12 protein-coding genes are annotated in these 12,483 nt (G+C 70.4%); 9 read left to right on the plus strand and 3 right to left on the minus strand.

Annotated features, from left to right (window positions below; translation table 11 throughout):
* Positions 1-9 precede the first annotated feature (9 nt).
* From AC2D9U_RS15350 to AC2D9U_RS15370, 5 genes are read left to right on the plus strand one after another with little or no spacing between them, the layout of a single operon-like run.
* Complete coding sequence (locus tag AC2D9U_RS15350) at positions 10-948, plus strand: 4-hydroxyproline epimerase (protein ID WP_484750469.1); 939 nt, start codon at positions 10-12, stop codon at positions 946-948.
* On the plus strand, positions 948-1,724 hold the full coding sequence (locus AC2D9U_RS15355; protein WP_484750472.1) for an inositol monophosphatase family protein: 777 nt from the start codon (positions 948-950) through the stop codon (positions 1,722-1,724). Before AC2D9U_RS15350 ends, AC2D9U_RS15355 begins: the two co-directional genes overlap by 1 nt.
* Positions 1,717-2,784, plus strand: coding sequence for an ABC transporter ATP-binding protein (locus tag AC2D9U_RS15360; RefSeq protein ID WP_484750475.1), 1,068 nt, complete (start codon positions 1,717-1,719; stop codon positions 2,782-2,784). Before AC2D9U_RS15355 ends, AC2D9U_RS15360 begins: the two co-directional genes overlap by 8 nt.
* Positions 2,781-4,424, plus strand: coding sequence for an ABC transporter permease (locus AC2D9U_RS15365; RefSeq protein WP_484750479.1), 1,644 nt, complete (start codon positions 2,781-2,783; stop codon positions 4,422-4,424). The genes AC2D9U_RS15360 and AC2D9U_RS15365 overlap by 4 nt, the downstream gene beginning before the upstream one ends.
* Before the next feature lie 58 nt (positions 4,425-4,482).
* Positions 4,483-5,451 carry an extracellular solute-binding protein gene (locus tag AC2D9U_RS15370; protein WP_484750482.1) on the plus strand — a complete coding sequence of 323 codons (969 nt, stop codon included), beginning with the start codon at positions 4,483-4,485 and terminating at the stop codon, positions 5,449-5,451.
* Between the two features lie 375 nt (positions 5,452-5,826).
* On the opposite strand, the gene AC2D9U_RS15375 is transcribed toward AC2D9U_RS15370, so the two are convergent.
* Complete coding sequence (locus tag AC2D9U_RS15375) at positions 5,827-6,723, minus strand: LysR family transcriptional regulator (protein WP_484750484.1); 897 nt, start codon at positions 6,721-6,723, stop codon at positions 5,827-5,829.
* Between the two features lie 121 nt (positions 6,724-6,844).
* On the opposite strand from AC2D9U_RS15375, the gene AC2D9U_RS15380 reads away from it, so the two are divergent.
* The 4 genes from AC2D9U_RS15380 to AC2D9U_RS15395 are packed head-to-tail and all read left to right on the plus strand — an operon-like array spanning position 6,845 to position 10,545.
* Positions 6,845-7,843 (plus strand): Bug family tripartite tricarboxylate transporter substrate binding protein, encoded by a 999-nt coding sequence (locus tag AC2D9U_RS15380; RefSeq protein ID WP_484750486.1) that lies wholly within the window; start codon positions 6,845-6,847, stop codon positions 7,841-7,843.
* A gap of 5 nt (positions 7,844-7,848) precedes the next feature.
* Complete coding sequence (locus AC2D9U_RS15385; RefSeq protein WP_484750488.1) at positions 7,849-8,904, plus strand: alcohol dehydrogenase; 1,056 nt, start codon at positions 7,849-7,851, stop codon at positions 8,902-8,904.
* Positions 8,901-10,256, plus strand: a complete 1,356-nt coding sequence (locus tag AC2D9U_RS15390) for an acyclic terpene utilization AtuA family protein (protein ID WP_484750490.1) — start codon at positions 8,901-8,903, stop codon at positions 10,254-10,256. The genes AC2D9U_RS15385 and AC2D9U_RS15390 overlap by 4 nt, the downstream gene beginning before the upstream one ends.
* Positions 10,243-10,545, plus strand: a complete 303-nt coding sequence (locus AC2D9U_RS15395; protein WP_484750492.1) for an AtuA-related protein — start codon at positions 10,243-10,245, stop codon at positions 10,543-10,545. The genes AC2D9U_RS15390 and AC2D9U_RS15395 overlap by 14 nt, the downstream gene beginning before the upstream one ends.
* 166 nt (positions 10,546-10,711) lie before the next feature.
* Here AC2D9U_RS15395 and AC2D9U_RS15400 read toward each other — a convergent pair whose 3' ends face one another.
* Complete coding sequence (locus AC2D9U_RS15400) at positions 10,712-11,248, minus strand: GNAT family N-acetyltransferase (RefSeq protein WP_484750494.1); 537 nt, start codon at positions 11,246-11,248, stop codon at positions 10,712-10,714.
* 4 nt (positions 11,249-11,252) lie between these two features.
* On the minus strand, positions 11,253-12,449 hold the full coding sequence (locus AC2D9U_RS15405) for an amidase (protein WP_484750496.1): 1,197 nt from the start codon (positions 12,447-12,449) through the stop codon (positions 11,253-11,255).
* Positions 12,450-12,483 lie beyond the last annotated feature (34 nt).

Consider the following 12,483-nt stretch of genomic DNA (forward strand, 5'->3'; position numbering starts at 1 on the left):
CCCAGCGACATGCGCGTCATTGATTCGCATACGGAGGGCGAGCCGACCCGGCTGATCGTGTCGGGCGGGCCGGATCTCGGCAGCGGGCCGCTCGACGAGCGGCGTGCGCGCTTCGCCGCCCGTTTCGACCACCTCCGCAGCTTCGCGGTGAACGAGCCGCGTGGCAACGACGCGGTGGTCGGCGCGCTGCTGTGCGAACCGGTCGATCCCGTTTGCGCCGCGGGGCTGATCTTCTTCAATAACGTCGGCTATCTCGGCATGTGCGGCCACGGCACCATCGGCGCAGCGGTGACGCTCGCGCATATGGGCCGCATCGGGCCGGGCACGCACCGTTTCGAAACGCCGGTCGGCGAGGTCACCGTAGAGTTGCTTGGACGCAACGAGGTCGAGATCGAGAACGTGCCCAGTTGGCGCTTCCGCAAGGACGTCGCGGTCGCCGTCGATGGGCTCGGCACGGTGGTCGGGGACATTGCCTGGGGTGGCAACTGGTTCTTCCTCGTCGGCGCGCCGCCACTGCCCCTGGCGATGGCCAATATCCAGGACCTCACCCGCGCCGCCGATGCGATTGCGCGCGCGCTGGAGAGCGCCGGCATCGTGGGTGCGGATGGCGGCAAGATCGATCACGTAGAGTTCTTCGGGCCGCCGCGTGACCCGGCGGCGGACAGCCGGAACTTCGTGCTGTGCCCAGGCGGTGCCTACGACCGCTCGCCTTGCGGCACGGGCACCAGCGCGAAGCTGGCCTGCCTCGCAGCGGATGGCAAGCTCGACCCAGGCGAGACATGGATTCAGGAAAGCATCGTCGGCAGCCGCTTCACCGCGCTGTACCGGCCAGGTCCAGAGGGGCGCGTCGTGCCGCGCATCCGCGGCTGCGCCTATGTCGTCGCCGAGGCGACACTGTTGCGCGATCCCGAGGATCCCTTTGCCGACGGCATGCGCGGCGATCGCTGATGTACGACGCCTTTGTCCGCTTCGCCGAACGTCTTGCCGATGCTGCGGCCGCGATGATCGATGCCGGGGGCGCCTGCGGCACGAGCGTCAAGCCCGACCGGTCCTTCGTCACCGAAATGGACCTCGCGATCGAGGCGCGGATGCGCGCGATGATCGCCGCCGAATATCCTGACCACGGAATCCTCGGTGAGGAGTTCGCGGCCACGCGGCCGGCGGCCGAGCATGTCTGGATCCTTGATCCGATCGACGGCACCGCCGCTTTCGTCGCCGGCATGCCGGTCTATGGCACGCTGATCGCGTTGGCCCGGAACGGCACGCCCGTGCTCGGCGTGATCCATTTTCCTGCGACGCGGGAGCGCTGGGTGGGCGCGAAGGGCCGCGCGACGACGCTGAACGGACAGCCCTGCCAGACCCGTCGCGGCACCGACCTCGCCGACGCGATCATGTCGGCCAGCAATCCCGACTTCTTCGGCGCCGAGGAGAAGCCTGTCCTTGCGGCGCTCAGCGCCGCCACGGCCTGGCGGGTCTATGGCGGGGCGGCGTTGAGCTACGGGCGGCTTGCTTCCGGGCGCATCGACCTGTCGCTCGATGCCGGGCTCAAGATCCATGACTACGCCGCTTTCGTGCCGATCCTCGAAGGCGCCGGCGGCATCATCACCGATTGGCAAGGCAGGCCGCTCACGCTTGGCAGCGGCCCGCGCGTGCTGGCGGCGGGCGATGCCCGCCGGCATGCAGCGGCCCTCCACCTCATCCAGGAGAGCGCGTCACATGGCTGACATCCGGATCAGGGACCTGGTGGTCGGCTATGGCGAGGTGCCGGTCATTGCCGATCTGTCGCTTGATGTGGCGGACGGATCGCTCTTCACGCTGCTGGGACCGAGCGGCTGCGGCAAGACCACCCTGCTGCGGACGATCGCGGGCTTCGTGCCGATCCGCGCCGGGACGCTGCATTTCGGCGAGCGTGAGGTGACGGCGCTGCCGGCCTGGCTGCGCGACATCGGCATGGTGTTCCAGGACTACGCCCTGTTCCCGGACAAGACCGTGTTCGAGAATGTGGCCTACGGCCTGCGCGCGCGGAAGGTGGCCGCGTCTTCGGTCCGGACGACGGTCGGCGAGTATCTCGAGCGCGTGGGCCTTTCGGCCTATGGCGATCGCATGCCGGCGGCGCTCTCCGGCGGGCAGCGCCAGCGCGTGGCACTGGCGCGTGCGCTGGCCATCAAGCCGACCGTTCTGCTGATGGACGAACCGCTTTCGAACCTCGACGCCAAGTTGCGGGTCCAGGTGCGCGAGACGATCGCGGACCTCCAACGGGAGGTCGGCATCACCACGATCCTCGTCACGCACGACCAGGAGGAGGCGCTGGCGCTGTCCGATCGGATCGGATTGCTGCGGCAGGGCCGGATCGAGCAGGTCGGCACGCCGGAGGACCTCTACGCGCGACCTGTCTCTTCCTATGTCGCGGACTTCGTGGGGGCGGCGAACACGCTGGCTGTCACCCTCGCGGCGCCCGTCGCGGGCGGCAGCCGTACGCATATCGACCTCGACGGCACGATGGTTGAGGCGACCGCCCCTGCGCCCTTGCCGGCCGGCAACGCAATTCTCGTCGCCCGGGGAGAATCGCTTCGCCTCGTGCCGCCGATGAACGGCCTCCGGGGTGACGTGCCCTGCACGGTTCGCCGCCGCCAGTATCTTGGCGGGCGCACCAGCTATCAGGTGTGCACCGCCTCGGGACGCATCATCCGCGTCGAGGCGCGTGACGAGGCAGCAAGCCTCGCGGTCGGCGCCACAGCGGGGCTGCGCCTGGATCCGGCCCGCTCGCTGGTGGTCGCGTCGTGACCCGGCAACTGCGCGACATCTGGTTCTGGCTCACGGTACTGGCGCTCGCGCTGGCGATCCTGTTCCTGCTGTATCCCCTTCTGCGAGTGCTGGGCTCGAGCCTCGCCGCGGGCGGCGATGGCCGGTCTGGCTGGGTGATGCTCGTCACCGACGCGACCTATCGCGCCGCGGTGCTCAACACGCTGCTGCTGGGGGCGATCGTCACCTGCACCTCGACCTTGATCGGCGTGCCGCTGGCCTTCTTCACCGCGCGCTTCTCCTTTCCGGGGAAGGCGCTGATCGCGCTCTTGCCAATGACCACGTTGATCGTGCCCGAAGTGATCGCCGTGCAGACCTGGCTGATGGTGCTCGGCAACAACGGCTTCCTCACCCGGCTTCTCGCCGATTGGGGCTGGCGCCTGCCGTCCTTCTACGGCTGGTTCGGTCTCGTGACCGTCATGACGTTCGTCTACTACACCTATGTCTACATCGGCACGCTCGCCGCCATCCGCGGCTTCGACTCGCAACTCGAGGAGGCCTCGCAGAGCCTCGGGGTAGCGCCCGGCCGCTCCCTTCTCAACGTCATGGTACCGGTCGTGGTGCCTGCGATCCTCGCCAGCGCCTTGCTCGTGTTCACCCTTGTCGTCGGCAACTTCGCCGTGGCGATGGTCCTCGGCCAGAGTGTCCCGCTGCTGTCGGTCCTGACCTACCAGAGTTTCGTGTCGGAGGTCGGCGCCAATCCGGTGATGCAGAGCACGCTGGCGAGCGTATCGATCGGCATCGTCGCCTGCGTGCTCTTCCTGCAGCGCCGGATCGTCGCGCGCGGGCGCTACGAGATCGTGCAGGGCCGCGGCGCGGCACCCCGGCGGCTGTCGGGCCCCGCGGCGCTGCCGATCGCGTTCAGCGCGGCGTTCATCGTCATCGTCTCGATCCTGCCACTCGTGACAGTGGTGGTCGGCGCCTTCACCCGGGCGCGCGGGCCCGTGATGCGCTGGGGCGATTGGACAACCGCCAACCTCGAGCGGGTGCTGCTGAACGCCCCCGACCCGATCTGGAACACGCTGATCTTCGCCGGTGTGGCAACTGTGCTGAGCCTGCTGGTGAGCACGCTGGTCGGGTTCCTGATCGTCAAGAAGCGGAACGCGTTGACCCCGGCACTCGACTATCTTGCCTCGCTGCCGCTCGCGCTCTCAGGCACGGTGCTCGGCATCGGCCTGCTGCTGTCGTTCCGGGATGGTCTGCTGCCGCTGGCCGGCGGGGCAGGCATCATCGTGCTCGCCTATCTGATACGGCGTCTTCCCTTCGGCATCCGCAATGCCTCCTCGACGCTCTACAATATCCCGAACTCGATCGAGGATGCGTCGATCAGCCTCGGTGTGCCGCCGCTGCGCACCTTCTTCAAGGTGATCTTCCCGCTGATGGTGCCGTCGGTTGCCGCCGCGGGCGTGCTCGTGTGGACGACGACGGTGGCCGAGCTCAGCGCATCCGTCGTGGTCTATTCCGCGGGGCAGGAGACCCTGCCGATCCAGATCTTCCGCCTCATCGACTCCAACCTGATGGCGCAGGCGTCGGCCTATGGCCTGGTGCTCGTCGCCATCATCATCGTGCCGATCCTGATCGCGACCCGAGTGTTCCGGATCGACCTGTTCGCCGCGAAGTGACCCGAAACGTCCTGAAGAATAGGAGACAACCATGACCACAATGCTCAATCGCCGCGACGTGCTGGCGGGGCTCGGTTCCGTGGCGGCCCTGCCTGCCCTCGCGCAGGTCGCGGGCAATGCCGTCGTTTACACCTCGAACAACCAGCAGGCGGTGCAGTCGATCACCGATGTCGGGCGGCGGCGCCTGCCGAGTGTGCGATTCAGCTTCGTCACCGGTGGCAGCGGCGTGCTGCTCCGGCGCATGGAGGCCGAGGCCGCGCGACCGCAGGCCGACATCTTCTGGAGCTCGAGCGCCAATACGCTGGGCGCCTTCCGCACCCTGTTCGAGAGCTACCGCTCGCCCGAAGCCGCGACGATCCCGGCGGCGCTCGCCGAGCCGTCGAATCTCTGGACTGCGTCGAACCTTCATGTCGTCACGCTGATGGTCAATCGCAATCACCTGGCGGGCAATGCGGAGCCGCGCGTCTGGAGCGACATCCTCGACCCGCGCTGGCGGCGGCGGATGATCATCGCGGATCCGGCGAACAGCTCTACGGCCTACACCATCCTCTGGGGCGTCCGGCAGATGCACGGCGCGGAAGGCTTGCGCCGGCTCGCCGCCAACGTCGTCGTGACCAGCGCTGCCGCGACGGTGCTGCGCGCGGTCGCGCAGGGCGAGTACGCGATCGGTCTGACCTTCGAGGCGAATGCCTACGCCTATGTCGCCGGTGGCCAGCGCGAGATCAAGCTGGTCTACCCCGAGGACGGCACCTTCACGACGCCGGAGTTCCTCGTTCTCGCGAAGAACGCACCCAACGGCGCAGCCGCACGCGCGGCCTTCGACCACATCATCTCGCGCGACGTGCAGATCGCGCTGCTGGAGAACGCCTTCCGCCGCCCCACCCGCAGCGACATCGATGTGAGCCGCCACGCGGACCTGCCGAACCTTGCCTCGATCAGGGTCTTCGGCCTGGACGAGGAGGTGGCGGCCGCAAGGCGGACGGAGTTCCTTGCCGAGTGGGCCGCTGCGGTCGCCGCAACGCGCTGAGGGCTCACGCCCTGCATCTGCACAATGGCCCGGCCTTGAGCCGGGTCATTCCGGGCTTCGCTCGCGCACTGCGAGTGCGGAGTGCCGGTGTGCGACGCGTTCCGTCTCTCCTATCCCGCCTGCGAACCGTCTTCTGGCCTTGGACCCTTCAGGCCGGCCACAGAAGGGCTGCGGGCGCAGGCTCGTCGCGGGCGCGGCATTTCCCTCGGCCGCCCCTGGCCGCGTCGGCGCGATCGGCCCGGGTCCGGTGCGATGGACCAGGAACGGCGGAACAGCACATACGCGGTGTGCATCCTGCCGCGCCAAGCCTGCGCGCCGCCCATGGCATGCTTCGTTCGGCCTGCTCCTTCGCCACGCTGTTGCGCAGGGCGCCGGTCAGGCCGGGACGCGCAGCCCGGCCAGCAGCGCGTCCATGAAGGCCTCCGCGGCCGGCGACACCGACCGGCCCGCGCGACGCAGCAACACGATGCGCCGACCCAGATCGGCATCCGTGACCGGCAGGGCCACCAGCGCGCGGTCCGCGCCCGCCTCCACGGAGGACGCCGGCAGGACGCCGACGCCGAGGCCGACCTGCACCAGGGCCAGCACAGTCGAGATGTAGGTCGCTTCATAGGCGGCGGAGATGGCGATGCCGCGCGCCGCGCAGGCCCGCTCGAACAGGGCGCGCACGCTGCTTTCCGGGTCCGTCAGGATGAGCGGCTCGGCCGCCAGCGCGGCCAGCGTCACCCCCGCCTGCCCGGTCAGGGGATGTTGCCGCGGCACGACGGCCACGAGCGCATCCTCGAACAGCGGCGTCGTGACCAGGGCGGGATCGGGGTCGATATCCGGGCAGAGCCCGAGTTCGACGACGCCGTCGCGCACCAGGCGCTGGATTCGTCCGGCCACGGCGTCCTGGACCTGCACGCGGATGCCCGGGCTGCTCCGCCGCAACTCGGTGAGCGCCGCGGGCAGCAGCGTGGTGCCGATGGATGGCAGGACCGCGAGCCGCACCAGGCCTGCGCGGCGCGAGGCGCTCTCCCGCGCCCCGGCCAGCACGGTGTCAAGCTCGCGCAGCAGGCGCCCGAAGGTTTCCACCAGCTCGCCGCCGAGGCGCGTGGGTTCCGCCCCCCTTGCCCCGCGATCGAACAGGCGCAGGCCGAGTTCCTGCTCCAGTTCCCGCATCTGGACGGTCAAGGCGGGCTGGGAAATGTGCAGCGCCGCCGCCGCACGACCGAAGCTGCCGCTGCGGGCGACGGCGACGGCGGCCCGCATCTGGCGGAGGGTGATAGCCATAATCCCAGGCTATGGGATCGACCAGAATTTTTCAATTTCCCTGCCGGCATGGGGCGCCCATCCTGCGTCGGCAAACACGAAGGACGGGGCATGAAGCCATCGTCCAGGGGGAAACGAAGCCATGTCCGACCTGCCCGTCCTTGCCTCGATCCGGCGCCGCGCGCTGCTCGCCGCACCGCTCGGCCTCGCGGTGCTGCCTGCCGGTGTGCGCGCCCAGGGCGCCTGGCCGAGCCGTGCCGTGACCATCGTCGAGGGGTATCCGCCGGGCGGCGTCACCGACCTTACCAGCCGCGTGGTGGCGGAACGGATGGCGCGCGAACTCGGCCAGGCGGTGGTGGTGGAAAACCGCCCGGGCGCCGCGACCTCGGTTGCCGCCGCTTCCGTCACCCGCGCGCGGAACGACGGCTACACGCTGCTGATGGGCACGACGACGCTCGCCATCAACCAGACCCTGCAGCCCAACCTGCCGCCGCGCGATCCGGCGCGGGAACTCGACCCGATCGGGATGGTGTTCCGCACCTCGTTCATCCTGCACGTCCACCCCTCGGTCCCGGCGCGCACGGTGCCGGAACTGATCGCGCATGCGAAGGCGAATCCGGGCAAGGTGATCTTCGGCTCGCCCGGCGTCGGCTCCGTCAGCCATCTTTGCCTCGAACTGTTCAAGGCGAGTGCCGGGATCGACATCGAGCACGTGCCCTATCGCGGCGGCGCGCCGGCCGCGCTCGACCTTGTTGCCGGGCGCGTGCACGCGATCTTCCAGGGCGTGCAGGAAGCGCTGCCCTTCCTCCGCTCCGGCCAGACGCGCGGCATCGGCGTATCGCTGCGCACGCGCAACCCGGATTTCCCCGACCTGGCGCCGGTCGCGGATGCGCTGCCGGCCTTCGGCGAGGTGACGTTCTGGCAGGGCCTGTTCGCCCCCGCCGGCACGCCGCAGCCGATCATCGACCGCGCCGGCGCCGCGCTGCGCGCCGCGACCGAGGACCAGGCGCTGCGTGCGCGCATGCGCGAGCAGGGCGTCGAACTGGTCACTGGCGATGCCGCGACGGTCCGCGCCCAACTCGCGGCCGAGACTGAGCGCTGGGGCAACCTGATCCGCAGCGCCAATATCCGGGTCGAATGACGCGCATGTTGGCCTGGGCCGTGGTGCGCAACCGCGCACCGCTCGAATGCATCGAGATCGCCGATCCGGAACCCTCCGGCACCGAGGTGGTGCTGGAGGTCACGCAATGCGGTGTCTGCCATTCCGACCTGCATTTCTGGGAAGGCGAATACGATCTCGGCGGCGGCAAGGTCCTGAAGCTGACGGAGCGCGGCGTGACGCTGCCGCGCGCCATGGGGCATGAGGTGGTCGGCCGCGTTGTGAAATGCGGTCCCGACGCCACGGGCGTGGCGGTGGGCGATCTGCGCGTCGTCTTCCCCTGGCTCGGCTGCGGCACCTGCGCGCGCTGCCTCGCCGGCGAGGACAACATCTGCGCCACGCCGAGCAGCATCGGCGTGATGCGCCACGGCGGCTATGCCGAGCGCGTCGTCGTGCCGCATCCTCGCTACCTGGTGGATCCGGGCACGGTGGATCCGGCGCTGGCCGCGACCTATGCCTGTTCCGGCATCACCGTCTATTCCGCGATCCGCAAGGCCATGCCGCTGCCGCCCGATGCGCCCTTCGTGCTGATCGGCGCGGGCGGGCTCGGCCTCGCCGCGATCTCGATGCTGCGCGCACTTGGCCACCGTCGCATCGTCTCGCTGGACATCAGCGCCGAGAAACGGGCGGCGGCGCTGGCGATGGGCGCGGATGCGGTGGTGGATTCCGCGGCGCCGGATGCGATGGCGCGCCTGATGGAGGCGACCGGCGGACCCGTGCTTGCGGCGATCGACTTCGTGAATGCCAGCGGCACCGCGCAACTCGGCTTCGATGCGCTGGCGAAGGGCGGGAAGCTCGTGCTGGTCGGCATCATGGGGGGCGAGATGCCGCTCTCGCTCGCCTCCATGATCTTCAAGCCGCGCAGCATCCTGGGCAGCGCGACCGGCTCGCCGCAGGATCTGCGCGAGGTGATCGCGCTGGCGCAGTCGGGCAGGCTCGCGCCGATCCCGGTCACGCGCATGCCGCGCAGCCGCGCGAACGAGGCGCTGCAACTGCTGCAGGACGGCAAGGTGACCGGCCGCATCGTGCTGGAGCCCGGATGAGGCGCATCCGCATCGGTGCGGGCGCCGGCTTCTCCGGCGACCGCATCGAGCCCGCGGTCGAGCTCGCCGAAAGGGGCGGGCTCGACTACCTGGTGTTCGAATGCCTGGCGGAGCGCACCATCGCGCTGGCGCAGCAGGCACGCCTCGCGAACCCCTCGGGCGGCTTCGACCCCTGGCTCGAGGAACGGATCGCCGCCGTGCTGCCGGCCTGCCTTTCCGGCGGCATCCGCATCGTCAGCAACATGGGCGCGGCCAACCCGGCCGGCGCCGCGCGCCGCATCGCCGCGATCGCGCGGCGGCTCGGTGGTCGCATGCCTCGGATCGCCTGGGTGGAGGGCGACGACGTCACCGACGCGGTGCGCGGGGCGGAGCTGCCGCTGCTGGACCGGCCCGGCAGCCTCGCCCACATCGCGAATGCCATGGTCTCGGCCAATGCCTATCTCGGCGTGGAGCCGATCGTCGCCGCGCTGGCTGCCGGGGCCGAGATCGTGGTGACGGGCCGTGTTGCCGATCCCGCGCTGTTCCTCGCGCCGATGGTGCATGAATTCGGCTGGGCGATGGATGACTGGCACCGGCTGGGCCAGGGCACGGTCATCGGCCATCTGCTGGAATGCACAGGGCAATTGACCGGCGGCTACTTCGCCGATCCGGGTGTGAAGGACGTGGCGGGCCTCGCGCGCCTCGGCTTTCCCTTCGCCGATGTCGCGGAGGACGGCACCGCCGTGTTGGGCAAGGTCGCGGGATCGGGTGGCGAGCTCAGCCAACGCACCTGCGCCGAACAGTTGCTGTACGAAGTGCACGATCCGGCGGCCTATCTGCAGCCCGACGTCACCGCGGATTTCTCGGGTGTGCGCTTCCGCCCCAAGGGCGCCGACCGCATCGCGGTGGAGGGCGGCACCGGGCGCGCGCGGCCGGACACGCTGAAGGTCACGGTCGGTTATCGTGACGGCTTCATCGGCGAGGGGCAGATCTCCTATGCCGGGACAGGCGCCGTGGCGCGTGCACGGCTCGCGATGGAGATCGTGGCGGAGCGCTTGCGGTTGACCGGCGCCGCGGTGGCGGAGTTGCGCTGCGACGTGATCGGCGTGGATTCCGTGCTGCGCGGCCCTCTCCCTGCAGGTCGGGACGAGCCGCTCGACGTCCGCGCGCGCATCGCGGGCCGCGCCGCCACGCTGCGCGATGCCCAGCGGATCGGCCGAGAGGTCGAGGCGATCTGGCTCAACGGTCCCGCCGGCGGCGGTGGCGCCACGGTTTCGGCGCGGGAGGTCATTGCCGCGACCTCCATCCTCGTGCCGCGCGACGTCGTGCGGCCGCGCTTCGCCTTCGTCGAGGATCGTGATGAAGCTGCGTGACCTTGCCCATGCCCGCGCGGGCGACAAGGGCGACACATCCAACATCGCGCTGATCGTGCGGGACCCGGCGGCGTTTGGCCGCGTCGCCAGCTACGTGACGGCGGAGCGCGTCGCGGCGCATTTCGGCGCCATGGTGACCGGGGCGGTGCTGCGCCATGAGCTGCCGCATCTCGGGGCGCTGAACTTCGTGCTGCATGGCGCGCTCGGCGGCGGCGTCACGCGGTCGCTGTCGCTGGACGCGCACGGCAAGTCGTTGAGCTCGTCGCTGCTGGAAATGGAGATTCCGTAGCGCGTTGCGGCAGGCGGCATCGCCTGCCTGCGGCCCCTATCGGAACCTGCTCGTCGGCAGGATGCCGGTCACCGCACCGCCTGGAACAGCCTCATCGCGGAGCCGGGATGCATCCGCAGGGAGCAAGAGCGCCCGTCGGACAGGACCGATCGTGCGACCAGGGGCTTCAAGTCCCCGGCGTGCGGTCACCCTCGCCGAGCGCTTTCTGCATGAAGACCACATCCACCCAGCGGCCGAATTTCAGCCCCGCCGCCTTCAGCACGCCGGCCTGGCGAAAACCCGCCGAGACATGCAGGCCGATCGAGCCGACATTCTCGGAATCGCCGATCACCGCCAGCATCTGGCGGAACCCGGCGGCCTCGGCGCGAGCCAGCAGGTGCTCCACCAGCAGCTTGCCCACGCCCTGGCCGCGCACATCCTCCCGCACATAGACGGAGTTCTCGGCGGTGTAGCGATAGGCGGAGCGCTCGCGGAACTGGGCGTAGTAGGCATAGCCGGTCACGCCGCCGGCAAGGCCCTCGCCGGGCGTCGATTCGGCCACCAGCCAGGCCCAGCCGGCCTTCTGCACCTTGGCCAGGCGGGCCGCCATCTCGGCCTCGTCGGGCGGCGTTTCCTCGAAGGTGCCGGTGCCGTGCAGCACATGGTGGGCATAGATGGCGGTGATCGCCGGCAGGTCGGCGGCCACGGCGTCGCGGATCAGCATGGGCTCAGACCGCCAGCCGCAGTTCGGCGGCCAGTTTCTCGGCCGCGGCCAGCAGCGCGCGGTCGCGCCCCGGTGCGGCGGCCAGCGACAGGCCGACGGGCACGCCCTCGACCTTCGAGGCCGGCAGCGTCACCTCGCACAGCCCGGCGAGGCCCGCGATGGCGGTCACGCCCATGGTGCGCTCCCGCACCGCCTGCTGGGATTCCAGGCTGATGTCGAGCTTGGGCGCGGGCACCGGGGAGGTCGGGTAGATCAGCACCGCGCCACCCGCCAGCAGGGCGCGCGCGCGCATGCGGAACATGTCGCGGAAGGCGCGGCCGGCGGCGGCGCGCACCGGGTCGGTCGCCTTGGCCGCGGCGAAGCGTTCCTGCACCCCCGGGCCGAGGGCGGGGCGCATGGCGCTGATCCAGGCGCCCAGGCTGGCCCAGGCTTCCTCGGCCTGGGCGGCACGGAAATGCTCGTAGAACTGGTCGAGCCCTTCGGGCGCGATGTGGATGGACAGGCTCGGGCCGAAGACGCGCTCCGCCGCGCCGAGCGCGCCGACCAGCGCGGTGGCGGTCTGCGGCACGGCGTTGACCCAGGCTTCCTGCACTTTGAGCAGCGGGCCGAGCGCGCCCTCACCACCCGAGGGCAGCAGCACCTCGCCCACCCGGCGGAGGATGCTGGCACTGCGCGCCATCCAGCCGGCCGTGTCGAAGGAAGGGCCGAGCGGGCAGGCGCCGGTCAGGTTCACCGCCCCCCAGCTCGGGCGGATGCCGAACAGGCCGCAATAGGAAGAAGGGATCCGCACCGAGCCGCCGGTATCCGTGCCCAGCGCGAAATCGACCAGCCCGGCGCCGACCGCTGCGGCCGAGCCGCAGGAGGATCCGCCGGGGAAGCGATCCGGCGCGGCCGGGTTGGTCGGCGTGCCGTACCAGACATTCTCGCCGGTCAGCCCGTAGGCGAGCTCGACGGTCTTGGTCTTGCCGCGCAGCGCCGCCCCCGCCTGGGTCAGCGCCAGGATCGCGGGCGCGGTGGCCGCAGCCGGCGCATGGGTGCGGGCCCAGTCCGGGTTGCCGTAGCCGGTGGTCGCGCCGGCGACGTCGAACAGGTCCTTGACCGCGAACTCGAGTCCGGCGAGCGGGCCGTCCGGCGCCCCCGGCAACTCGACACGCGGCCCCGGCACGAAGGCGCCGACCCTATCCTCAAAAGCACGCGGCATGGCCTTGCCCCCCAACCATCCCGAAACCGGTTCA

It is taken from the genome of Roseomonas sp. TF40 (assembly GCF_057219975.1).